The organism is Vibrio anguillarum (assembly GCF_001989995.2).
Taxonomy (GTDB): Bacteria; Pseudomonadota; Gammaproteobacteria; order Enterobacterales; family Vibrionaceae; genus Vibrio; species Vibrio anguillarum.
On record NZ_JAHGUP010000074.1, the window covers coordinates 1 to 24,611 of the forward strand.

The window sequence follows — 24,611 nt, forward strand, 5'->3', positions numbered from 1 at the left end:
CGGTGAAGAGCCCGGTTTTGAAAATCAGACGAACCCCACTTTGGCTCTCATTACCTTGATTAAGGCTCCAAACATCAGATATTAAAAAGCCCCAGTCTTTCGACCGAGGCTTATTAAGATGGCCGGTGAAGAGCCCGGTTTTGAAGATCAGGCGAACCCTACTTTGGCTCTCATTACCTTGATTAAGGCTCCAAACATCAGATATTAAAAAGCCCCAGTCTTTCGACTGAGGCTTATTAAGGTGGTCGGTGAAGAGGGATTCGAACCCCCGACCCTCTGGTCCCAAACCAGATGCGCTACCAAGCTGCGCTATTCACCGATATATCTCTTTCTTCTCGATTTTCACCAAGAACGGAAACCGAAGTTACCGAATAATGGGGTGGCTAACGAGACTTGAACTCGCGACAACCGGAATCACAATCCGGGGCTCTACCAACTGAGCTATAGCCACCATCAAACTTTGCAATAACCGCTTGCTTGCCGTTATTTTTCTTTTCATTTTTAACCAATGAGAAGAAAAGAAAAGTGGTCGGTGAAGAGGGATTCGAACCCCCGACCCTCTGGTCCCAAACCAGATGCGCTACCAAGCTGCGCTATTCACCGATACAAATTCATTTTTTGGAATAAACGAGAGAAAACTCTCTGCTCCGCTATTCCTAACATCATGATGCACTATCAAACTAGTCTATTCATCGATGTAAATCTTTTTTCTCGACTTTCACCAAGAAAGGAAACCGAAGTTACCAAATAATGGGGTGGCTAACGAGACTTGAACTCGCGACAACCGGAATCACAATCCGGGGCTCTACCAACTGAGCTATAGCCACCACTGTTTTGCCAATTTGCTACTTATTTACATAAGCATCCGGATGGCGCGCCCGAAAGGATTCGAACCTTCGACCTTTGGCTCCGGAGGCCAACGCTCTATCCAGCTGAGCTACGGGCGCATGCCCTATCGGCGGAGTGGAATAATACGGAGTTCACACTAGGGCGTCTAGTACTTTTTCAACTTTTTTTATCGTTTGACGCCTTTTTCATCAGATAACCATTATTACCTCTATAATAAGGATGTGACTCACCCCTTGAAGATCGCAACTTGTTGTTTATTGCAACAACTTATCGGGATATAATCACCCAATATTTACATTGATTTAACAGCTTGAATGGCTTTTAAATCAGCCACACTCTAAATCTAAGTATAAATAGGTAAGCATGAACTTACCTTTGGAATATAAAGTGAGTTTAATGGATATGTCTCGACGAATCATAAGCGTGTTATTCGCTGCTTTAACCTTTTCTAGTGTTGCATTGGCAACCAGCCAAGCTGAATACGATGCCATTGCTGATCGCATTAAACCTGTAGGTGATGTTTACTTAGCGGGTAGTGAACCCGTTGCGGCAGAGCCGACAGGCCCTCGTGATGGCGCGCAAGTTTATGGTACATTCTGTATCGCTTGCCACTCTACAGGCATCAGTGGCGCACCTAAAATTGGCAATGCCGAAGAGTGGGCTCCACGTATCGCCCAAGGTAAAGATGTATTGAAAAATCATGCACTGCAAGGCTTTAATGCCATGCCAGCTAAAGGAACCTGTATGGATTGCTCTGACGACGAAATCGTTGCCGCCATTGAGCATATGATTGCAGGTCTTTAATACATTAACCCCTATAAAACAAAGGTTTGGCTTTAATTCCAAACCTTTGTTTTTATTATTTTTTAAGCACTATTTCTTAAACATGGCAGCGCGCAAATTAGCAATATGACTTTGTCCTTTCGCCATTCGCTCTTCTTGACTTACTGGCTTTTTGCTCTGTTCCCACTCAACATCGTCAAAGGGTAATTCATCCAAAAAGCGACTTTGTGTGGGTTTAAGCAGTTCCCCGTATTGACGACGTTCTTTACACATAGTGAAAGTCAGTTCTCGCTGCGCGCGAGTTATCCCGACATACATCAAACGACGTTCTTCTTCGACGTTGTCCTCATCGATACTGGTTTGATGAGGAAGAATACCCTCTTCAGTGCCAATCAAATAAACGTAAGGAAATTCAAGGCCTTTCGATGCATGCAGTGTCATCAACTGAACGGCATCACTCTCATCCTCTTCTTCACTTCGCTCCATCATGTCGCGTAGGGTTAAGCGCTGTACAACTTCTTTGAGTGATTTTTCTTGTTGGTCATAGTTGTCACCTTCAAGGTCGGCCACAATCCAAGAATAGAGATCAGAGACGTTTTTCATACGCATTTCGGCCGCTTTGGGGCTGGAAGAGGTTTCATACAGCCAATCTTCATAATGAATATCTCGGACTAACGATCGCACCGCTTCAACGGTATTGCCTCGTTCAGCTTGATCTGAGATAGCCACTAACCATTGCGTAAACTGACGCAAGTTGTCGAGCCCTCTTCCAGACAAATGATGCTCTAAGCCAAGTTCAAAACTGGCCGAAAACAAGCTTTTGCCACGCATATTGGCGTAACTACCCAATTTCTCTAACGTGACTGGGCCAATTTCTCGTTTTGGCGTGTTCACAATGCGTAAAAAAGCATTGTCATCGTCAGGATTCACCAACACTTTGAGGTAAGCCATGATGTCTTTAATTTCGGCTCTGGCAAAAAATGACGTTCCACCGGATAACTTATAAGGCACGCGGTTTTGCAGCAGCGATTTTTCAATTAAGCGTGACTGATGATTACCGCGGTACAATATCGCGTAATCACGATATTCGGTGCGATTGAGAAATTTATGCGCAATCAGTTCACCAGTGACTCGCTCCGCTTCATGATCTTCATTTTTCGCCAGCAGAACTTTGAGTTTTTCACCCTCAGGGATCTCAGAAAAAAGCGTTTTCTCATACACGTGTGGGTTGTTGGCAATCAGAATATTGGCCGCTCTCAAAATACGGCTGGTTGAACGGTAGTTCTGCTCAAGCTTAATCAGTTTAAGATTTGGGTAATCTTGCCCCAGCAACACGAGGTTTTGCGGTTTCGCCCCTCGCCAAGAATAGATGGATTGATCATCATCACCCACCACGGTTAAACGGCCACGTTCTCCAACCAACAGTTTCACTAACTCATATTGACTGGTATTGGTATCTTGATATTCATCCACCAGCAAGTAGCGAATGCGGTTTTGCCAACGCTGACGAACTTCGGCGTTGTTTTGCAATAACAGCACCGGCATTAAAATAAGATCATCAAAATCGAGCGCGTTATACGCTTTCATTTGCTTTTGATAAAGATCGAAGCAGTAAGCGAACAGCTGTTGTTGTTCACCTTGAGCAAAACCTTTCGCTTGCTCTGGCGTCAACATGTCGTTCTTCCAGTTGGAGATGGTGCTGAGCAATTGGCGCAGCAGATCTTTATCGCCCTCGAGCTGTTTCTCTGTCAACTCTTTGAGCAGCGCAAGCTGATCTTGGTCGTCAAACAGAGAGAACCCCGCTTTCAAGCCCAAAAATTTATATTCCCGACGAATAATATTGAGGCCTAAAGTATGAAATGTGGAAACGAGCAGCCCTTTTGACTCAGCTTTTCCAAGCGTTTGTGCTACCCGCGCCTTCATTTCTCGAGCGGCTTTGTTAGTAAATGTAACGGCAGCAATGTTGCGCGCTTTATAATCACACTGTTGAACCAAGTAAGCGATCTTGTTGGTAATTACGCGCGTTTTACCCGAGCCAGCCCCCGCCAATACTAGACATGGGCCCGATACATATTTGACGGCTTCGTCTTGTCTTGGATTCAGCTTCATGAGGTACTCGTATCACTTTTATTTGGGCCGTCTATGATAATGCCGCGCTTTACTGATTACTACGTCATTCACCATAAGATTTTTGTCATTTTACTACACTAGTGTATTGCATAAGGGGCTATAGTTTGGTCTATAATGAATGAACGTTCATTCACTGTGGGATGTCAGCATGTCTAACTGTATTCACGTGGATAAGTACCAGCAGATATTGGTGGCCGCTGAAAAGCTGATCGCTGAATCTGGATTTCAAGGCTTATCGATGCACAAATTAGCCAAAGAAGCCGGTGTCGCAACGGGAACAATTTACCGTTACTTTGATGACAAAGATCATCTTCTCGTGACAGTTCGCTTACACGTTTGTCAGCACATTGCTGACGCGGTGCAAGCCAATATTGATGATGAGATGCCTTTGAAAGAACGCTTTAAAATGATGTGGCTTAATATCTGGGAATTAGCACAATCAAGCAGTGCAACACTCAGCAACCGAGTTCAATATGAATCATTGCCAACAACAATCAGTTGCAATGTTAAGGAACTTGAGCGAAAAATGTTTGCCAAAGTGGATTTACTATTTGATCAAGGTAAAGAGCAGGGATTATTCAAGCCGTTGGATAACCAGATTTTGTCTGCTTTAAGCTTCGAAACAACGGTCGCCCTTGCCCGTAAAAAAGCGATGGAATGTTATCAACTGGATGACAGCGCACTCAGTGCTGTGATTGACGCCAGTTGGGATGCAATTACTCAACACTAACTTGGAGTTCTGACTAGAATGAAAAAGTGGACATTCTTTATGTTACTTATCGCCTTCATACTGTTTGGTAGCGTGATAGGTTTTAATCTGTTTAAACAACAAAAAATTGCCGAATTCATGGCCAACCGTCCTGAACCTGAATTTCCAGTGACAGTGACTGATGTAACTCCTGTTGATTGGATCCCAGTGATTGAAGCGATTGGTTTTATTGAACCCAATCAAGGCGTGACACTGACATCTGAAACCAGCGGCGTGATCGATAAGATTTCATTTGAATCAGGGACACAAGTTGAGGAAGACCAACCTTTAGTTTTACTTGATTCTGCGGTTGAGAAAGCTAATTTAAAAAGCTCACAAGCTCGCCTACCTGCTGCAAAAGCGAAATACGAACGCTATAAAGGTCTATTCGCTAAAGGGTCGATTTCAAAAGAAGCTTATGATGAAGCCGAAGCAAACTACTACTCTTTGTCTGCAGATATTGAAAGTTTAAAAGCTTCCATTGATCGTCGTGAAATCAAAGCTCCCTTTGCTGGTGTGGTGGGTATCCGTAATGTGTATTTAGGCCAATACCTACAGCCAGGCACCGATATTGTTCGCTTGGAAGATACCAGTGTAATGCGTCTGCGCTTTACCGTTCCACAAACGGATATTTCACGTATTTCATTAGGCCAGCAAGTAGATATTTTTATCGATGCTTATCCTAATGCAGCGTTTACAGGATCCATTACTGCGATTGAGCCTGCCGTTAGCGTTCAAAGTGGTTTAATCCAAGTGCAAGCCGATATTCCAAATAGTGACGGTAAACTACGCAGCGGTATGTTTGCTCGTGCCAACATCATCCTGCCGAAATTAGAAAACCAAGTCACGCTTCCTCAAACCGCCATTACCTTCACCCTGTATGGTGATAATGTTTACGTGTTGAAAGAAGAAGATGGCGTTAAACGAGTAGAGCAGCGCGTTGTAAAAGTAGGTGAACGCAAAGGTGCTGTGGCGCATATTTTAGAGGGCGTACAAGATGGAGACATCGTGGTCACTTCAGGTCAAGTGCGCTTAAGTAACCATTCGAAAGTTCGGGTAGTCGAAAGTAATGCGACTACACCACCTGCTGAAACACCGATGCTGTAATTGGAGGAATCATGCGTTTTACTGATGTTTTTATAAAACGTCCAGTGCTCGCGGTATCGATCAGCTTTTTGATAGCTCTGCTTGGTTTTCAAGCTATTTTCAAAATGCAGGTTCGTGAATACCCTGAAATGACGAATACCGTTGTTACAGTGAGTACAGGCTATTACGGTGCAAGTGCCGACTTAATCCAAGGTTTTATCACTCAACCTTTGGAACAAGCAGTCGCACAAGCCGACAACATTGATTATATGACTTCTTCTTCGGTATTGGGTAAATCAACGATTACCGTAACGATGAAGCTCAATACCGATCCCAACGCTGCACTTTCAGATGTGTTAGCAAAAACGAACTCGGTACGCTCACAGCTTCCTAAAGAGGCCGAAGATCCGACGGTAACTATGTCTACCGGCTCAACCACCGCGGTGCTGTATATTGGTTTCACTAGTGATGAACTTAGTTCAAGCCAAATTACTGACTATCTTGAGCGTGTATTTAACCCTCAAATATTCACCGTCAACGGCGTCTCTAAGATTGACTTGTATGGTGGCATGAAATACGCCCTTCGTATTTGGCTTGATCCAGCAAAAATGGCAGGACTACAGCTCACTGCGGGCGATGTGATGAACGTGCTGAATGCCAACAACTATCAATCAGCAACAGGACAAGCCACTGGCGAATTCGTGCTGTATAACGGTAGTGCCGATACGCAAGTGTCAAATGTCGATGAGCTGAAAAACCTGGTGGTTAAAACGGGCGACGGCAATGTTATTCGCCTAGGTGATATTGCAAACGTCACGCTAGAAAAAAGCCATGATGTTTACCGCGCAAGTGCAAACGGCCGAGAAGCGGTTGTAGCAGCCATCAACGCAGCACCTAGCGCAAACCCAATCAACATTGCTCAAGATGTGCTGGATCTGTTACCGCAGTTAAAGCGTAATCTACCAAGTAACATCGAAATGAACGTGATGTATGACTCCACGGTGGCGATCAATGAATCGATCCACGAGGTCATAAAAACCATCGCTGAAGCCGCCTTGATCGTACTTGTCGTCATTACTCTATTCCTAGGCTCTTTACGTGCCGTTATCATCCCGATTGTTACCATTCCACTCTCCTTAGTTGGTGTTGCTATGGTAATGCAGGGAATGGGCTTCTCATGGAACTTGATGACACTGCTAGCGATGGTATTGGCTATCGGCCTTGTGGTGGATGATGCAATCGTTGTACTAGAAAACGTTGACCGCCACATTAAGCTGGGTGAATCACCATTTCGTGCCGCGATTATTGGTACTCGTGAAATCGCCGTTCCGGTAATTGCGATGACGCTGACACTGGGCGCCGTTTATGCACCGATAGCGATGATGGGTGGCATAACAGGCTCACTCTTTAAAGAGTTTGCACTCACACTGGCTGGTGCTGTATTTGTTTCAGGTATTGTTGCACTGACACTTTCACCCATGATGTGTTCTAAAATGCTTAAAGCGCACGAAGAGCCCAACAAGTTTGAACAAAAAGTGCATGGATTACTTGATTCAATGAGTAATCGCTACGCGAAATTACTCGAGAAAGTAATGCAGCGCCGTCCTGTCGTGATTGCCTTTGCGGTGATCGTGTTTGCCAGCCTGCCTATGCTGTTCAAATTCATTCCAAGTGAGCTTGCCCCTTCTGAAGATAAAGGCGTGGTCATGTTAATTGGTACGGGTTCTTCGAATGCGAACTTGGACTATTTACAAAACACCATGAATGACGTGAATACGATTCTGTCTGAACAGCCAGAAGTTCAGTTTGCTCAAGTCTTTACCGGTGTTCCAAGCTCCAACCAAGCGTTTGGTATTGCCTCTATGGTGCCTTGGAGTGAACGCCAGGCAAGCCAAGCTGAGGTTGCCACTCGAGTCGGCACCTTAGTGCAAGATATTCCAGGCATGGCCGTGACGGCCTTCCAAATGCCCGAACTTCCCGGCGCAGGCTCTGGATTGCCAATTCAATTTGTCATCACTACACCCAATAGCTTTGAAAGTTTGTTCGCTATTGCCACTGAAGTGCTAACAGAAGTGAAAGCAAGCCCGATGTTTGTGTACTCCGATTTAGACCTCAATTACGATTCTGCGACGATGAAAATCAATATCGACAAAGATAAAGCTGGGGTTTATGGCATCACGATGAAGGATATTGGCACGACATTAGGGACCATGATGGCGGATGGCTATGTCAACCGCATCGATCTCAATGGCCGCTCTTATGAAGTGATCCCGCAGGTTGAACGTAAATATCGCCTCAACCCTGAATCGATGAATCACTACTTTGTGCGTGCCGTTGACGGAAAAATGATCCCATTGGGGAGCCTAATTACCATTGATGTGATTGCAGAGCCACGCTCACTGCCGCACTTTAACCAGCTAAACTCGGCAACCGTCGGAAGTGTACCGGGCCCAGGAGTTGCAATGGGTGATGCGATTACGTGGTTTGAGGATGTTGCCGCAACTAAACTGCCCGCAGGCTACAACCACGATTATATGGGTGAAGCACGTCAATACGTGACTGAGGGAAGCGCACTCTACGCAACCTTTGGTTTGGCACTCGCCATCATCTTCTTGGTACTGGCGATTCAATTTGAGTCGTTAAAAGATCCATTGGTTATCATGGTATCTGTTCCTCTCGCCATTTGCGGAGCATTAATTGCCCTGGCTTGGGGCGCAGCAACCATGAACATCTACTCGCAAGTAGGGTTGATTACACTGGTTGGTCTTATCACCAAGCACGGTATTCTTATTTGTGAAGTGGCGAAAGAAGAGCAGCTATACCATAACAAGTCTCGCATCGAAGCGGTGATGGAGGCAGCCAAAGTGCGTCTTCGCCCAATTCTAATGACGACAGCAGCGATGATTGCAGGTTTGATCCCGTTGATGTACGCAACGGGTGCAGGTGCAGCTCAGCGCTTTAGTATTGGTATTGTGATTGTGGCAGGTCTTGCGATTGGTACACTATTTACGCTATTCGTACTGCCTGTAATTTACAGCTATCTAGCCGAAAAACATAAACCACTGCCTGTGTTTGTTGAGGATAAAGACCTCGAAAAGCTAGCCAGAGTTGACGAGGCCAAAGCAGCACAACGCCGACTCGCTGAAAATAAATAACACCATATAATTAAGACTGCTTCAAAAAAGGCCACCTCAGTGGCCTTTTTCTTACCTTGAATAACGACATTCTCAGCTCAATTGCTTAGAATGGAGACAAACTGACAGGAGTGTAAGCCGCTATGTTTGACCCTAAAAAACTTGAGCAAATTGCCAAACAAATTCACGATTCAATGCCTCAACCCGTAAAAGATTTGGGTGCCGACGTTGATCAAAAAATTCGCCAAGTGATCCAAGGCCAATTAAATAAATTGGACGTGGTGAGCCGTGAAGAATTTGATGTACAGACTCAAGTATTGATGCGTACTCGCCAAAAGCTCACTGAAATGGAGCAAAAATTGGCCGAGTTAGAAGCGAAAATCACCGCCAAATAATATTGCCCGGTTGAGATAAAAATTTCCCAATAAAAAAGGCTTGGTCAACGGCGACCAAGCCTTTTGTTTTATATTGTGTTTGCTTTTGTATTTATTCTCTCCAGTCAACGTCATCATTCTCGTCATTCAAAAGGGGCGAACTCTCGGCCCCTTCTTAACCACCGGAAGGTTAATTAGCCTTTAGCCACCGACAGCGATGCGTTTCATATCTGTCATGTAACCACGCAACTCTTCACCGATGTACTCAACCGGATGGTTACGAAGAATTTCGTTCACTTCAATCAAGGTCGCGTTATCAACGAAATTCGAGCTTTCACCAAGGCCTTTACCAATCACATCAGTAGATACTTTTGGCATGAACTTTTCGCGCAGTAACGGTGTTGCGACATTGGCAAACAGGTAATTACCATACTCTGCTGTATCAGAAATAACCACGTTCATTTCATACAAACGCTTACGTGCTACTGTGTTGGCAATCAGTGGCAGCTCATGCAGGGATTCATAGTAAGCTGACTCTTCAACAATACCGGAAGCCGTCATAGCTTCAAATGCCAGCTCAACCCCAGCGCGAACCATGGCAATCATCAAAATACCTTTGTCGAAGTACTCTTGCTCAGTGATCTGTACATCAGACTGTGGGTAGTTTTCAAACGCAGTTTCACCGGTTTCAGCACGCCAGCCCAGCAAATCAGCATCATCGTTGGCCCAGTCAGCCATCATAGTGCTAGAGAAATGACCAGAAATAATGTCATCCATATGTTTGTTGTACAGTGGGCGCATCAAGTCTTTAAGCTCTTCAGACAGCTCAAACGCTTTGATTTTTGCTGGGTTTGATAGGCGATCCATCATGTGAGTGATGCCACCAAATTTCAGCGCTTCGGTTACCGTTTCCCAACCGTATTGCAGCAGTTTACCTGCGTAACCTGGGTCAATACCTTCTGCTACCATCTTCTCATAGCACACAATCGAACCCGCTTGTAGCATGCCACACAAGATGGTTTGCTCGCCCATAAGGTCCGATTTTACTTCGGCAACGAAAGAGGATTCCAAACAGCCAGCACGATGACCGCCCGTTCCGGCCGCCCAAGCTTTTGCGATATCCCAACCTTCACCTTGAGGGTCATTTTCTGGGTGAACGGCAAGCAAAGTCGGCACGCCGAAACCACGCTTATACTCTTCACGCACTTCGGTTCCCGGACACTTAGGCGCCACCATCACAACCGTGATGTCTTTACGGATCTGCATCCCTTCTTCAACCACGTTAAAACCGTGAGAATACCCTAATGCTGCACCTTTTTTCATCAGCGGCATGATGGTTTCGACAACATTGCTGTGCTGTTTATCTGGCGTTAGGTTAATGACCAAGTCTGCTTGAGGGATGAGCGTTTCATAGCTACCCACTTCAAAACCGTTCTCTTTAGCATTTTTATAAGACTGACGCTGTTCGTCGATCGCTGCTTGACGCAATGCATAAGAGACATCAAGGCCAGAGTCTCGTAAATTTAGACCTTGGTTTAAACCTTGTGCACCACAACCGACAATCACTACTTTTTTACCTTTGAGGTACTCGGCTTCGCTTTCAAACTCAGAGCGATCCATAAAGCGGCAACGACCAAGTTGGTCAAGTTGTTGGCGTAGATTTAGGGTATTGAAATAGTTAGCCATGTTAGCGCTCTCCTTTAAAGATTCTTTCCATCAGGTCGGTTTCTAGAACCGAATAAACTGATACTAAAGCAGACATCAAGTTGCTTAAAGTGATATATTCACAATTAGTTATTGCAATTTATGCAACGTGATGTGATTAACTTATGAACATTAAAAACCTGCAGATGTTTATCCATCTGTGTGAGAGTAAAAACTTCAGTAAGACTGCCGCCGCGATGCACATCAGCCCATCCGCGCTCAGCCGGCAGATCCAGAAGCTGGAAGAAGAAACTAGCCAAAGCTTATTTGTGCGTGATAATCGTAGCGTTGAGCTAACGCCAGCAGGCAGTAAACTGGTTCCTGTTGCACTCAAAATCATTACAGAGTGGCAGCAATATAACGTACAAATGAAAAACCAAAATAGCGTATTACAAGGTGAAATTCGTTTGTTTTGCTCCGTCACTGCCAGCTATAGCCACCTGCCTCAGTTACTGTCCGATTTTCGAGTTCGCCATCCGTATATTGAGTTCAAACTCTTGACTGGCGATCCTGCTCAAGCGATTGATAAGATTTTGAATGATGAAGCGGATATTGCCATTTCAGCCATGCCCGAACAGCTACCAGCTCGCGTTGAATTTGAAACGATTGGTGAAATACCCTTATCGGTGATCGCGCCGCTCGGGATCAGTAGCTTTATCGAACAACTGCAAAATGACACACCCGATTGGTCAGTTGTCCCTTTTATTGTTCCTGAAGCGGGAACGGCAAGAGATAGAGCCAATGCATGGTTTAAAAAAATGAAGATCAAACCCAATATTTACGCGCAGAGCTCAGGGCATGAAGCGATTGTCAGCATGGTCGCGCTCGGTTGTGGTATCGGCATTGCGCCAGATGTGGTGATCAACAATAGCCCGGTGAGAGATAAGATCCAGCGCCTTAAATTAGCACCCGTAAAACCATTTCAGCTCGGTGTGTGCTGCAAACGCTCGCAGCTTGATAACCCATTAATCAAAGCATTGTGGGATGTTGCAGCGAATAAATACCTGACGCCATAACTCATCCCTCTTTTCAAAGAAAAAGCCACTGACGAGCAGTGGCTTTATGATTCATGGTAAGGGCGTTAAATTACCCGCGAAAATTGTTGCTGACGAGCACGAACACGCAAGTATTTATCAAAGCACATGCAGATGTTGCGGATCAACAACCGCCCGCGCAAAGTCACGCGGATCTCTTTTTCATCAGCTTCCACTAACTCATCATCAATAAAGGTTTGTAGTAACTCAAGATCTTGCTTGAAGTAGTGATTAAACGTCACGTCAAACTGTGCTTCAATTTGGCTTTTATCCAGTTTGAAATTGCAGATAAGCTGCTTGATCACTTCGCGACGGAGTAAGTCATCACTATCCAGTGCCACCCCTTTCCAGAGTGCATGACGTAACTCATTGACTTGCTCATAGTATTTTTTCAGCTCTTTTTGGTTCTGCGCATACGCATCCCCAATCATTGAAATGGCTGAGACACCAAAGCCAACTAAGTCGCAGTTACCTTGCGTGGTATAACCTTGAAAGTTGCGATGTAAAATGCCTTCACGCTGCGCGACGGCCAACTCATCATTGGGCAGAGCAAAATGGTCCATGCCAATGAACTGATAACCAGCACCCGTTAAGGTCGCGATCGTGTCTTGTAATATGGCCAGTTTTTCTTCCGCCGTAGGTAGCTCTTCATCTTTAATCTTACGCTGCGCAGCGAACAGCTGCGGCATGTGCGCGTAGTTAAATACCGACAATCGACCCGGCTTCATCTCCAACACTTGCGCTAATGTTTTAGCAAAAGAGCCTTTAGTCTGCTTAGGCAAGCCGTATATGAGATCAAGGTTGGTTGAGCGAAAACCCAGTTGTTTAGCTCGTTCCGCCATAGCAAAAATAAAGGTTTCATCTTGCTCGCGGTTCACCAGCTTTTGCACTTCTTTGTTGAAATCTTGTACGCCGATGCTCAAGCGGTTAAATCCTTCGCTGCGCAGGTGATCAAGCATCTCTAACTCAATTTCACGCGGATCAACTTCAATACTGATTTCTGCGTCATTTTCAAAGCGGAACTCACCATGCAAAATGGCCATTAAACGGCTAATTTGCAATTGAGTTAAAAAGGTTGGTGTGCCGCCACCGAAATGCAGTTGTGTGACTCTACGGCCATGCAGCAAAGAGGCTCGTTGGCGAATCTCATGTTCGAGCACATCCAAATAGTCGTCGGCTTTATGCGAATGACGGGTAATCACCTTATTACAACCACAGTAGTAACAAAGTTTATGACAAAACGGGATATGAATATAAAGCGAAAGTGGCCTGTCAGGGTATTGGGCACACGCCATATCATAATCGGCAATAGTAAATGCTTCATGGAATTCAAGTGCTGTAGGATAAGAGGTATAACGCGGGCCTGAATAGTTATACTTATCTAAAACAGCTTGATCCCATACGATCTGTTGGCTGGGTACGACTTGCGAAGACATGCTGTGCTTTCCGTTCGAAACTTTGACGGGCTATTTTGCCACATGACAATGATGGACGTCGGGTGACAAAACGAAATTTGTGTATAAATGTTCTAAACTGCTAACGCGATCACTCACTCGAAAGAGGCAGTCGAGCCATTACATCATTTGAATCGGAATTTGACTATTCAAAGGGGCAATGCGTTTTTGTAGAACTTTTAACTCTTCAACAATCGCATCCATTAAACGGGCCTCCGCCTTTTGGCGCACTAAGTTATGCTTCATTCGCTCTTGTTTAGCGAGTTGGCTGCGCTCTTCGCCACGCGGCATATCCTTCACTATAGAATACAGTTCGGAAATAGCGGGATACGAACTATCAAAGTCGATTCTCTGTTCGCCTTGAACATAATCCATAATGCAGTAGACACGGATGCTGATCTCGGAGAGATCACATTGGCCTTGAATCCCAGCCATGCAAAGCGTATTTACGCTATCAAAAATATTTGCATTGCGTTTTTCAATGGCCAATGTTTGATGTTGAAGCTGCAAATCCTTTTGCTTTTTCAGTTGCAGCAGAAGGTAACCAGCGTAAGACGCTAAGCCGAGAATAATGATTCCACCAGCAATGGCTAACAAGGTTACATTCATGGCACTTTCTATCCTTTTAAATCATTTAGGTCGAAGCCTTCAAAATCTGATAATAAATCATCATCTGAACGTGATTTTTTGGCACTACCGCCAGTCACGATTGGCTCGAAAACATCTTCTTGCTCTTCAGCATACAGACCAAGTTGCTTCATCAGTGCTTCAATACGATCGAGTTTCTCATCAACGTATTTTTGTAAGCCGGCACCTAGGTTTTCGCCATTATCAATACGATCGAGCAACACGTTCAATTGCGCATCATTTTCCAGCATTTCGAGCTCTTGCTCAGCCGACAAACGACGCTCTTGCTTGGTCATTTTCTTCGCTGGCTCAACCACCAGAGGAATTTTTTTCTTGCTGCCTAAACGTGGATCGCGCGCTTTAGCGGCTTCTCGCTGCTGCTGATCTGAACCATCGGAATGGCGGCTACCCGCTTTCAGACCTTTCTGTTTTTTAACTCGCTTACGCAAACGGCCTTCAACATCTGCCTCACTGCGATTACGCGTGACAATCACGTCGCCTTCACCGGCTGAACCCGGCTTTCTCGATTTTTTACTACGGCTCATTACTGGGGTTTCCTCAGTAAAATTACATCATTACCAATAAATTCAAGTTCAAGCTCATCCCGCTTGGCCAAGTACTGGAAGGTTTCACGACTAAAAAAGATCACATGTGTGAGATCATTTTTGTAGTGCCACCCAGCAAACGCCTCCACGTCTTTGACTAGTTTGGTCATTAACCCAATCCAGCCTCCTGGCTTAACTAAATTTAACCATTGCTGCCAAACTTGGTGCGGCTTATGTAAATGCTCAATCACTTCAGTGGCAGTCATAAAATCATAGGTCGCCTGCAACACCTTTTCATCTGGATGAAAAAAGATATCGTATAACGACATTGTGTGCCCAGCCTCTTCCAACATAATGGATAAGGTTGGCCCCGGCCCACAACCAAAATCTAACCCGTTAGATGCCGGAGAAAGCCTCTCCAACATCGGCGCACAAACGCGTGACAAAAACTGGCGATAACCCCTATCCTGCGGGTTATTTTCATGCAAATCATAAAATGCTTTTTCCGCTTTTTCGTCAAGACGATGTTCAGGGCTAACAAACACAAGTGCACAGTGTTGGCACTGCAGATAAGGGCGAACTTTATCGGCAAAATAAGGAACTATTTGTTCACTAAAACATAATGGGCAAATGTGCATGTAACATCCTCAAACAGGGATGCGCAACATACCAGAAAGTGGCATTAGAGTGGAGAGTCAGCGCGTATTTTTTCACCAGCTAGGCAAAAAAAGATAAAAAAAGCGATAGGTAAGCCGATCATTGAGCAAAAAATTACGTTTTCTTCAGCACAAAAGAAAACGCCCTAGCTCAGTGCTAAGGCGTTTTCAAACAACAGTGCTCGAACGGTGTAGGGTTTAGTGAAGGCCACCAACGTATTTAGAAAGTATTTCGATGTCAGTGTCGCTGAGCTTTTTCGCGACATCACGCATCATGGCATTCATATCATTATTACGAGCGTCATCGCGGAATTTTTGCAGTTGAGCTTTGATGTAGTCAGCATGCTGACCAGAAATTTTAGGGAAACCTGAAAGCTCAGTACCATTACCACGTGGACCATGACACGCAATACAAGCGGTTAAACCACGCTCTGCATCACCTGCGCTATAAAGTGCTTTTCCTTTCACTGCAACGTCTTCAGGCGTTGAGTTCGCTGAAATAGTTTGTGATGCAAAATACGCTGCAAGATCAGCTATATCTTCGTCGCTAAGAGGCATCGCCATGGCACTCATTACGGGATCGTAACGACCTTGTTTGCCACCGCTTGTCATTCCCAGCTTGAGATCATGCAATTGCTTCTCTATGTATTTCTCATGCTGACCAGCAATTTTAGGATAGATTGTAAGTAGACTATTGCCATCAGCACTGTGACAGGCAACACACGTTTGGGATTTTGCTTTACCAGCTTCAATGCTGCCTTGGGCCCACACTGAGCAGCTGGCTAAAAGACTCAAGATTAGCGCTAATTTCTTCATGACATTCCATTTATAATTATCAAGCTTCCAGTACCACTTTGCAGTTGCTACTCACTCTCAGTGGCGACTCATGGTACAATAGGCGACCTTATGCCGAGCACGGTTATTTTACACAATTTCACAAAAAAGTAATCAATCGACTACACAAAGTCGAGATGGAGTTAACAGTGAGCGTAAAAATTCATTATCAAAACACGCATTTCATTACCAGTGCGCCTGACATTCGTCATCTACCTGATGATGAAGGGATCGAAATTGCGTTTGCAGGACGCTCCAATGCAGGTAAGTCGAGTTCGTTGAATCGCTTAACGAATCAGAAGAACTTGGCTAAAACCAGTAAAACTCCGGGTCGAACCCAACTGATCAACCTATTTAAAGTCACTGAAGGTTGTCATATTGTGGATTTACCGGGCTATGGTTTTGCTCAAGTTCCTTTGGAACTGAAGAAAAAATGGCAAAAATCATTAGGTGAATACCTACAAAAGCGTAAGAGCTTAAAAGGGCTGGTTGTGCTAATGGACATTCGCCATCCGATGAAAGATCTCGACCAACAATTGATTTCTTGGGCTGTCGATTGCTACATCCCAGTACTAGTACTACTGACTAAAGCGGACAAGCTAAAAAGTGGCGCACGTAAAGCTCAAGTGTTAAAAATTCGTGAAGAGGCACGCTCTTTTGGCGGCGATGTCACTGTCGATGCTTTTTCATCATTGAAAGGCTTAGGCGTCGATGTGCTGCGTAACAAATTGGATACGTGGTTTGCACCCGCACTCGCACATTTAGCCGAGCAAGAAACAGTGGAAGAGATGGATGAGTGTGATTCAACTCACTTAGAAGAGATAGAAGAGAATCCAGACCATTCTGCACAACACTAATTCTGAAGAACACTAAAAATCGTGACTCCAACAGAGCCCTACCTAATCGTGGGGCTTTTTTATAGGCTTTAAATCCAAATGCGAACGGCAAAGAGAAAAATCCCCACCATCCTGGTGGGGCAACGGGAGAGAAGTAGGAGGTAATTTATTATTGTTTTGCTAAGCATTCCTTAATCCCTCCAACTTTTCAATAGGTCAAAGAGTCATCAATTCACTCACCCACAGAACACTCCTCTGGCTCATTCCAATGAAATCAACATAACATAATGAATATTAATGAAATTTAAACATATTCTTTGTGTTTGAGGCGAACTTGATTTCTCATTAGAAATAATCAAAGTGTGACTGTTAGCCAGTTACAGAATTGGGTGTTTATAAAAGAAACAAAGTAACTACTCAGCAATAGAATAGTGTGTTTGTATCACCTAAATTCTCGTAAAAAAACAGTGATGAATATTTTCTTTGGCCCAATAAAAAACGCCCCAGTCAAATACTGACTGGGGCGGCTGAATCAGCCTAATCCAATAACGTGAAACAAAAGGTCTGAAAGATAGAACATCTTACCTCTGTACCCTACGAGAGTTAATGTATAACAAATGGTCAGAAATGAAAACTATTTTTGTGGTTTTTTTTCATGGAAATTTTGTTAAACAACACAAAGTTTAAAATCAAGAACACTTGTTTCTAGGCCATAAAAAAGCCGACATTTGTGCGTCGGCTCATATAAATTAGCTAATTCTGCTTAAAAAACAACTAATGCGCCTGATCCCAGTTATCTCCATGACCAGTATCCGCGACCAATGGCACCGCTAGCGTTGCCGCTGATTCCATCAATTGTTGTACTTTAATTTCAATTTCGGCTAAAGCCGTCTCTTGTACCTCAAACACCAGTTCATCGTGCACTTGCATCAAGAGTTTAACGCGTCCCTGTCCATGCTCCTCAATCCAAGCATCGACTAATAGCATCGCTTTTTTGATGATATCCGCAGCCGTACCTTGCATTGGTGCATTGATCGCAGCACGTTCAGCGGCTTTGCGGCGCATCCCATTACGCGATTTAATTTCAGGCAGATGCAAACGGCGACCAAATAAAGTTTCAACATAGCCAAGTTCACTAGCCGTAGAGCGTGTATCTTCCATGTATTGCATCACACCAGGATAACGCTCAAAGTATTTATCCATATATTCTTGGGCTTCATAACGAGGAATGCCGAGCTGCTTGGCTAAACCAAAGGCGCTCATCCCGTAAATCAAACCAAAGTTAACCGCTTTCGCACGTCGACGTTGCTCACTGCTGACTTGCTCAATACTCACTCCAAGAATTTCAGCCGCGGTCGCTGCATGGATATCTTTCCCTTGCTGGAATGCTTCAAGCAGCGCTTTATCGCCGGACAAATGCGCCATAATCCGCAGCTCAATTTGCGAGTAATCGATGGCCAGGATTTTCCAGCCATGAGGAGCGATAAAGGCTTGACGGATCCGGCGTCCTTCTTCGTTACGGATCGGAATGTTTTGCAAATTTGGATCGGTTGAAGACAAACGACCAGTGGCGGTTACAGCTTGGTGATACGAGGTATGCACTCGCCCTGTGGTTGGGTTGATCATTTTAGGCAGTTTATCGGTATAGGTTGATTTCAACTTAGCTAAACCACGATGTTCAATGATCACTTTAGGCAGAGGGTAACCGTCGAGTGCCAACTCTTGCAGTACTTCTTCATTGGTGGAAGGTGTACCTGTTGGCGTTTTCTTAATCACCGGTAGCCCCATCTGTTCAAACAAAATGGTTTGCAGCTGTTTTGGTGAGCTTAGGTTGAAAGGTTGACCCGCGATATCAAACGCTTGTTGTTCTAGTTGCTCTAAACGAGCAGCGATTTCATGCGATTGCGCGCCAAGCAACATATCATCGATCATCACGCCTGTGCGTTCCATACGAGACAACACGGGAACAAGAGGTACTTCTATCTGTTGGTAGATGCGATTGAGCTTCTCATCTTGCTCAATATGACTCATCAAACGGTGATGAAGTCGCAAAGTCACATCAGCATCTTCCGCAGCGTACGGTGCCGCTTGCTCAAGTTCGATTTGGTTGAAGGTCAGCTGGTTTTTACCTTTTCCCGCCACCTGTTCGAATGAAATACAGCTGTGTTGCAAGAATCGTAGCGCCAAACTGTCCATATCATGTTTGCCACCGACGCTGTTGTACACATAAGATGCGAGCATCGTATCGTGCTTGATGCCTTTCATATTGATACCGTAACGCGCAACAATACTGGCATCGTATTTTAGGTTCTGCCCCACTTTGGCTTGGCTTTCATCTTCTAAAATGGGTTTAAGTTGGGCGAGTACCCAATCACGGTCCAGTTGCTTTGGTGCGTCAAGATAGTCATGCGCAACAGGAACATACGCTGCAACGCCCTCTTCGGTCGCAAAAGAGAGGCCAACTAAATTCGCTACCATATAATCGAGGCTGTCGGTTTCCGTATCAAACGCAAACACTTCTGCCGCTTTCAGTTTTTCTAACCAAGTATTAAATGTCTCTTCATCTAAAATGGTTTGATATTGGCTGCGATCAATCGTGGCGGCGGTTGTATCCATCTCCCTTGCTTGTGAAGAAGAAGTGTTTACCGCACCCACTTTTTCATCAGCGTCAATCACCCCATTACCACCACCCAGCAATTCTGTTAACCAAGATTTAAACGTGAGCTGACCATAAAGTTTAATCAACTCATCAATATTGGGCTGGGTTTTGCACAAGGTTTCTGGTTTCTCTTCCAAAGCGACATCCAGCTTGATGGTGGCTAATTGGTAAGAGAGAAAAGCGTTTTCACGGTTATCCGCCAGTTTTTGCGCCATGGTTTTAGAGCCTCGAAAACCCAATTGCGCAATTTTATCGAGGTTATCGTAAATTTGCTCTAGGCTGCCAATGCCTTGTAGTAACGCAATCGCTGTTTTCTCACCGACACCCGGTACACCAGGAATGTTATCGACTTTATCGCCCATCAAAGCCAGATAGTCGATGATAAGCTCAGGAGGGATACCGAATTTTTCAATCACCCCTTCACGGTCAAGTACCACATTCGTCATGGTATTGATCAAGGTGACATTCTCGTCCACCAGCTGTGCCATGTCTTTATCACCAGTGCTGATCAGCACTGGCATGCCGGCTTGTGATGCTTGAGAGGCTAGCGTACCAATCACGTCATCGGCTTCGACACCTTCAATCGATATCAGCGGTAGCCCCATCGCACGGATAACATTGTGCAACGGCTCAATCTGACAACGTAGATCATCAGGCATTGGTGGACGGTTAGCTTTGTATTGTGGGTACATATCATCGCGGAAGGTTTTTCCTTTCGCGTCAAAAATAACCACCATACGCTCAGCGGAAAACTGGCGCATCATGCTACGGAGCATATTGACCACGCCATAGACAGCATTAGTTGGAATTTCGCCATTACTCATGGTGCCTGGGTAGGCATGAAATGCACGGTAAAGGTAAGAAGAGCCATCAATCAGAATGAACGGGTTGTCAGGTATGCGAGCCATAGTCTTTTGCAATCCAAAGCGAGTACGAAATGTAATGACTAAGGATGCCATGACTGTCTTGAGGATTCCACGCCAATGCACCTTGAGCAACGAAACATTTTGCTGATTTGTCCACCACCGCAAATGACATTCTGTGGATAACTCTGTTCATAGTTTTTATCCACTGGTTATTAAACAGTGATTAACGAGGAAAACAATGGTATTAACTTATTGTTTATAAATGAATAAAACAAAGATCGAACATTCCTATCATGATCTTTTTACGATCATTGATTGTGGAAAAGACTATCGATGGCCTTTTATTCACAACAAAAGCATCCTCTTGAAAATGAGCGATAAAAAAAGCGACACCCGAGGATGTCGCCTAGCAAAAACAGGTAAAACTAAGTGAAGTGATTCATTCAGCCTTACGATAAAGCTATAAATTACACTGGAAGCAATGTGAGCAATGTCGTGTCAAAAAGAACTTGCGCAAGTTCGTCGCCAATTTGTCTTGTTACTTTTAACACCTAGCAATTCGTTAATCGTAAACTCGACGTCCTTGTGAACTTCGCCATTCCCTAAGACATGGTTAATAATAATGATTCTCATTTAATTATCAACCCCTAAATGAGAAAAAATCTCATTTATTTTCTAATCATGCTAAAAACACCTACCCATCTATTTCATGAAATCTTTTTTTGATTTATTTTCAAATAGATAGAAAAATTCGCTCCCCTGTCTAAATTCACAACTTAGTTGTCTTGATGTAAATATTGTGCCGTTTTGGCGTTATCTTCTGCCAGCCACTGCGCAACGTCTTTAGCAAAATAGGTTAAAATGCCGTCTGCCCCAGCGCGTTTAAAGCACAATAATGACTCCATTACGGTTTCACGTTCTTTGAGCCAACCATTTAAAATGGCCGCTTTATGCATCGCATATTCGCCAGACACTTGATACGCAAACGTAGGAACTTGTAATTCAGATTTCACGCGGCGCACCACATCAAGGTATGGCATGCCGGGCTTCACCATCACCATGTCAGCCCCTTCATTGATATCCATCGCCACTTCGTGCATGGCTTCATCGCTGTTGGCCGGATCCATCTGATAGTTTTTCTTGTCTCCCCCTTTCAGGTTCGAAGAGGAACCAACCGCATCGCGGAATGGGCCGTAATAACATGACGCGTATTTCGCAGAGTAAGCCATGATCTGTGTGTGAATAAAACCCGCCTCTTCAAGCGCTTCGCGGATCTTACCAATTCGTCCATCCATCATATCGGAAGGGGCAACCACATCGGCACCGGCTGCAGCGTGAGACAGCGCTTGTTTTATCAACACCTCGGTGGTCTCATCATTCATCACATAGCCACTTTCATCGATGATGCCATCTTGGCCATGGGTCGTGAAAGGATCCAGCGCGACGTCGGTAATGACACCCATTTGTGGTATATGCTCTTTTAATAATTTCACCGCACGTTGCACTAAGCCGTCAGGATTATGTGCTTCAGCAGCACACAAGCTTTTAGCATCTTGATTAACCACTGGAAAAAGTGCGATGGCTGGCACGCCGAGATTAGCCAAATACAGCGCTTCTTCGAGCATTAAGTCGATAGAGAGACGCTCAATACCGGGCATAGACTCCACTGGCTCGCGGCGATCTTTACCCATCAAAATAAACATGGGATAAATTAAATCATTAACCGATAACTGATTCTCAGCCATCAAACGGCGGCTAAAATCATGCTTGCGTAAGCGACGCATGCGACGCCCTGGGAACTGACCTTGAATGGATACTGACACTCTCTTCTCCTTGTTTATACGCGGTGTGAGAAAGCATTCTTTCTTCACTACCGCTATCGCTCAAGTGTGGCGAAATCATATCACTCTCGCTTTTTGACGCTAGCGCCAATCGACAAAAATCAGAAAAATGACCTCAGGCTCACACTTCCGTATACTGTTCTCCCATTCTCTGTTTATCGAGATACACCATGATTGACACTCACGCTCACATTTATGCCACTGAATTTGATCACGATCGAGATGAGGTCGTGCAACGCGCTAAGGCGCAAGGCATTGAGGCTATTTTGTTGCCCAATATCGATCTTGCCTCCATTGAGCCTATGCTTAAAACAGAAGCGGCTTACCCTGAACTTTGCCGATCGATGATGGGGCTGCACCCATGCTATGTGGATGGAAATGTGAAGCAAACGCTAACGGTTATCGAATCTTGGCTAGATAAACACCCCTTTATCGCCATTGGTGAAATTGGCATTGATCTGTATTGGGACAAAACCTTTCAGCCCGAACAAGAGATGGCTTTCGTCACTCAACTTAGTTGGGCCAAAGAACGCGATTTGCCTGTTGTCATCCACACCCGTGATTCCATCACTCAAACTCTACAACTGCTGGAAAAAGAGCAAGATGGCTCACTTAGCGGTGTATTCCACTGTTTTGGCGGCACGCTTGAAGAAGCTAAAGCAATTAATGAGCTAGGGTTTCATCTTGGGATTGGTGGTGTATCAACGTTTAAAAATGGCGGTATGGATAAAGTATTACCGCATCTCGATATGAACTTTGTTCTGCTAGAAACAGATTGTCCCTATTTAGCCCCTGCCCCTCACAGAGGTAAGCGCAACGAACCAGCTTACACAACGCTAGTTGCCAAACGCATCGCAGAACTCACCGAACTCTCGTTGGTTGAAGTGAATAACATTACAAACACTAATGCTAACTCACTGTTTAAATTATAATTTATAGAACTATAGATAGAGTGACATACACATCAGCGTGATATATGTCACAAAAATAATCACCCAAACACTATAGTATGCGGCAAAATTTTAATACATAAACGTGGCTAATATGTGTGAACATGGTAATCACTTACAACGTCAACATCGAACCTTCTGGCAAAAACTTCTGGGCATCAAGGAAGTCTATCGATGCTCTCAGTGCGGTTATCTTTTGAAGATTAAATAGTCCACTATCTAAATAGTCCACTATCATAGGTACAAAAAAAGCGGCTATTCGCCGCTTTTTTCATGTATTAATGACTTTCATCTTCCTGCTCTTCCTCATCTTTGCGCACATAAAAACGAGCAAAGAAAAGTCCAACCTCAAACAATAAACACATCGGAATGGCGAGCAAGGTTTGCGACACCATATCAGGCGGCGTCAGTAACATACCCACCACAAATGCCCCAACCACGATATAAGGCCTTTTCTCACTCAAGGTTTTCGGCGTCGTCGCCCCCGTCCAACACAGTAAAATGATGGCGACGGGAACCTCAAAGGCGATACCAAAAGCGAAAAAGAGCGCAAGCACAAAATCGAGATAACTGGCAATGTCCGTTGCAAACTCAACACCGCCTAAAGAGATGGCCGTAAAAAAGCCAAACACCAGCGGAAATACCACAAAGTACGCAAACGCCACACCGCAATAGAACAACAATGAGCTTGAAAACATCAATGGCATGACTAAACGGCGTTCATGCTTATACAAACCTGGAGCGACAAAGGCCCAGATTTGATAAAGGATAAAAGGCACCGCGAGAAAAGCGGACGCGATCAAAGTAAGTTTGAGTGGCGTGAAAAAGGGCGAGGCAACATCGGTCGCAATCATCGTCGCCCCTTCAGGCAAACGCTCAACCAATGGTTTGGAGACAAAATCGTAGATGTCGCTAGAGAAATAGACTAAGCCGATAAAAATCACGATCACCGCAGCTATTGAACGCAATAAACGATCGCGTAGTTCTAGCAAGTGACTGATTAAAGGCTGTGTCTGCTCAACGGAAGACATATCGAACCTCGTATAAATAGAGCATAAGAGGAGGAGTTACAGTGGTAACAATAACTCCTCCTACAGAGATGAGTCGGCTTTCTTATCGGCCGTTTCAGGCGACGAAATCGTTGTAGCGGGAATCACTTCAACGCTTTGTTCATCGCGCTCTGTTTTTGTTTCAGAGGGCGATGAGTTCGCATAAGGGCGTTGTACATCTTGCGCAGCCTGCTTGAGCTGATCCACAGAAGATTTCAGCTCTGGAGATAAATTTTCCATTCCCATTTGCTCTGCTTTACGCAAGTTTTCTTGCAGCTCTTGAATTTTGAGCTCATGTGCTAATTCATCTTTGACACTGTTCGCCATGTTCTTTGCCGTGCTAACAAATTTTGCCACACTGCGAATAGCATGAGGTAAACGCTCAGGGCCAAGAACGACCAACGCGACAACCGATATTAATACCAGCTCCCAAAAACCGATATCAAACACGT

General features: G+C 44.7%; 21 protein-coding genes and 5 tRNA genes. 8 read left to right on the forward strand and 18 right to left on the reverse strand.

The window, feature by feature from the left end:
- Positions 1-242: 242 nt before the first annotated feature.
- The 5 genes from PL85_RS15090 to PL85_RS15110 all read right to left on the reverse strand — a co-directional run bounded on the left by PL85_RS15090 (position 243) and on the right by PL85_RS15110 (position 947).
- Positions 243-319: transfer RNA gene (locus PL85_RS15090), tRNA-Pro, on the reverse strand.
- 56 nt (positions 320-375) lie between these two features.
- Positions 376-451 (reverse strand) — tRNA-His (locus tag PL85_RS15095).
- Positions 452-526: 75 nt separating this feature from the next.
- Positions 527-603: transfer RNA gene (locus tag PL85_RS15100), tRNA-Pro, on the reverse strand.
- 148 nt (positions 604-751) lie between these two features.
- Positions 752-827, reverse strand: a tRNA-His gene (locus tag PL85_RS15105).
- A gap of 43 nt (positions 828-870) precedes the next feature.
- Positions 871-947, reverse strand: a tRNA-Arg gene (locus tag PL85_RS15110).
- Between the two features lie 298 nt (positions 948-1,245).
- On the opposite strand from PL85_RS15110, the gene PL85_RS15115 reads away from it, so the two are divergent.
- Positions 1,246-1,653 (forward strand): c-type cytochrome, encoded by a 408-nt coding sequence (locus tag PL85_RS15115; protein ID WP_088718017.1) that lies wholly within the window; start codon positions 1,246-1,248, stop codon positions 1,651-1,653.
- 69 nt (positions 1,654-1,722) lie between these two features.
- Here PL85_RS15115 and rep read toward each other — a convergent pair whose 3' ends face one another.
- Complete coding sequence (gene rep, locus PL85_RS15120; RefSeq protein ID WP_017048508.1) at positions 1,723-3,741, reverse strand: DNA helicase Rep; 2,019 nt, start codon at positions 3,739-3,741, stop codon at positions 1,723-1,725.
- Between the two features lie 139 nt (positions 3,742-3,880).
- On the opposite strand from rep, the gene PL85_RS15125 reads away from it, so the two are divergent.
- The 4 genes from PL85_RS15125 to ubiK all read left to right on the forward strand — a co-directional run bounded on the left by PL85_RS15125 (position 3,881) and on the right by ubiK (position 9,125).
- Positions 3,881-4,492, forward strand: a complete 612-nt coding sequence (locus PL85_RS15125) for a TetR/AcrR family transcriptional regulator (protein WP_013855653.1) — start codon at positions 3,881-3,883, stop codon at positions 4,490-4,492.
- An 18-nt stretch (positions 4,493-4,510) separates the two neighbouring features.
- Positions 4,511-5,617 carry an efflux RND transporter periplasmic adaptor subunit gene (locus tag PL85_RS15130; RefSeq protein WP_115339383.1) on the forward strand — a complete coding sequence of 369 codons (1,107 nt, stop codon included), beginning with the start codon at positions 4,511-4,513 and terminating at the stop codon, positions 5,615-5,617.
- Positions 5,618-5,628: 11 nt separating this feature from the next.
- Entirely contained in the window at positions 5,629-8,751 is a 3,123-nt protein-coding gene (locus tag PL85_RS15135) for a multidrug efflux RND transporter permease subunit (protein ID WP_115339384.1), read from the forward strand.
- 122 nt (positions 8,752-8,873) lie between these two features.
- Positions 8,874-9,125, forward strand: coding sequence for a ubiquinone biosynthesis accessory factor UbiK (ubiK, locus tag PL85_RS15140; protein WP_010319855.1), 252 nt, complete (start codon positions 8,874-8,876; stop codon positions 9,123-9,125).
- A gap of 180 nt (positions 9,126-9,305) precedes the next feature.
- Here the strand turns inward: ubiK and ilvC are convergent, their stop codons facing one another.
- Entirely contained in the window at positions 9,306-10,790 is a 1,485-nt protein-coding gene (gene ilvC, locus PL85_RS15145; protein ID WP_013855650.1) for a ketol-acid reductoisomerase, read from the reverse strand.
- A 143-nt stretch (positions 10,791-10,933) separates the two neighbouring features.
- Here ilvC and ilvY point away from each other — a divergent pair, with 143 nt between their 5' ends.
- Positions 10,934-11,824 (forward strand): HTH-type transcriptional activator IlvY, encoded by an 891-nt coding sequence (gene ilvY / locus PL85_RS15150; protein WP_013855649.1) that lies wholly within the window; start codon positions 10,934-10,936, stop codon positions 11,822-11,824.
- 65 nt (positions 11,825-11,889) lie between these two features.
- Here ilvY and hemN read toward each other — a convergent pair whose 3' ends face one another.
- The 5 genes from hemN to PL85_RS15175 all read right to left on the reverse strand — a co-directional run bounded on the left by hemN (position 11,890) and on the right by PL85_RS15175 (position 15,940).
- Positions 11,890-13,278 (reverse strand): oxygen-independent coproporphyrinogen III oxidase, encoded by a 1,389-nt coding sequence (hemN, locus tag PL85_RS15155; protein WP_115339385.1) that lies wholly within the window; start codon positions 13,276-13,278, stop codon positions 11,890-11,892.
- 138 nt (positions 13,279-13,416) lie between these two features.
- A complete protein-coding gene (locus PL85_RS15160) occupies positions 13,417-13,905 on the reverse strand; it encodes a DUF2489 domain-containing protein (protein ID WP_017042451.1) in 489 nt (162 codons plus the stop codon).
- A gap of 8 nt (positions 13,906-13,913) precedes the next feature.
- Positions 13,914-14,468: a Der GTPase-activating protein YihI gene (gene yihI, locus PL85_RS15165; RefSeq protein ID WP_013855646.1), complete on the reverse strand. Its 555-nt coding sequence runs from the start codon at positions 14,466-14,468 to the stop codon at positions 13,914-13,916.
- Positions 14,468-15,106: a class I SAM-dependent methyltransferase gene (locus PL85_RS15170; protein ID WP_013855645.1), complete on the reverse strand. Its 639-nt coding sequence runs from the start codon at positions 15,104-15,106 to the stop codon at positions 14,468-14,470. The genes yihI and PL85_RS15170 overlap by 1 nt, the downstream gene beginning before the upstream one ends.
- A gap of 216 nt (positions 15,107-15,322) precedes the next feature.
- Entirely contained in the window at positions 15,323-15,940 is a 618-nt protein-coding gene (locus tag PL85_RS15175; RefSeq protein ID WP_013855644.1) for a c-type cytochrome, read from the reverse strand.
- A gap of 167 nt (positions 15,941-16,107) precedes the next feature.
- Here PL85_RS15175 and yihA point away from each other — a divergent pair, with 167 nt between their 5' ends.
- Positions 16,108-16,815, forward strand: a complete 708-nt coding sequence (yihA, locus tag PL85_RS15180) for a ribosome biogenesis GTP-binding protein YihA/YsxC (RefSeq protein ID WP_088721431.1) — start codon at positions 16,108-16,110, stop codon at positions 16,813-16,815.
- 511 nt (positions 16,816-17,326) lie between these two features.
- Here yihA and PL85_RS19140 read toward each other — a convergent pair.
- The 4 genes from PL85_RS19140 to hemB all read right to left on the reverse strand — a co-directional run bounded on the left by PL85_RS19140 (position 17,327) and on the right by hemB (position 22,142).
- On the reverse strand, positions 17,327-17,374 hold the full coding sequence (locus PL85_RS19140; RefSeq protein ID WP_438356636.1) for a small protein SpfP: 48 nt from the start codon (positions 17,372-17,374) through the stop codon (positions 17,327-17,329).
- A gap of 194 nt (positions 17,375-17,568) precedes the next feature.
- The gene (polA, locus tag PL85_RS15185; protein WP_115339901.1) at positions 17,569-20,361 is read right to left on the reverse strand and encodes a DNA polymerase I; all 2,793 of its coding nucleotides are present in this window, start codon (positions 20,359-20,361) and stop codon (positions 17,569-17,571) included.
- The gene (locus tag PL85_RS15190) at positions 20,345-20,512 is read right to left on the reverse strand and encodes a hypothetical protein (RefSeq protein WP_156117117.1); all 168 of its coding nucleotides are present in this window, start codon (positions 20,510-20,512) and stop codon (positions 20,345-20,347) included. The genes polA and PL85_RS15190 overlap by 17 nt, the downstream gene beginning before the upstream one ends.
- Positions 20,513-21,095: 583 nt before the next feature.
- Positions 21,096-22,142, reverse strand: a complete 1,047-nt coding sequence (gene hemB / locus PL85_RS15195) for a porphobilinogen synthase (protein WP_026027224.1) — start codon at positions 22,140-22,142, stop codon at positions 21,096-21,098.
- A gap of 188 nt (positions 22,143-22,330) precedes the next feature.
- Here hemB and PL85_RS15200 point away from each other — a divergent pair, with 188 nt between their 5' ends.
- The gene (locus PL85_RS15200) at positions 22,331-23,092 is read left to right on the forward strand and encodes a TatD family hydrolase (protein WP_088721433.1); all 762 of its coding nucleotides are present in this window, start codon (positions 22,331-22,333) and stop codon (positions 23,090-23,092) included.
- Between the two features lie 296 nt (positions 23,093-23,388).
- Here the strand turns inward: PL85_RS15200 and tatC are convergent, their stop codons facing one another.
- Both tatC and tatB read right to left on the reverse strand, forming a co-directional pair.
- Positions 23,389-24,141 (reverse strand): twin-arginine translocase subunit TatC, encoded by a 753-nt coding sequence (gene tatC / locus PL85_RS15205; protein WP_088721434.1) that lies wholly within the window; start codon positions 24,139-24,141, stop codon positions 23,389-23,391.
- 60 nt (positions 24,142-24,201) lie between these two features.
- On the reverse strand, positions 24,202-24,609 hold the full coding sequence (tatB, locus tag PL85_RS15210) for a Sec-independent protein translocase protein TatB (protein ID WP_010319842.1): 408 nt from the start codon (positions 24,607-24,609) through the stop codon (positions 24,202-24,204).
- Positions 24,610-24,611 lie beyond the last annotated feature (2 nt).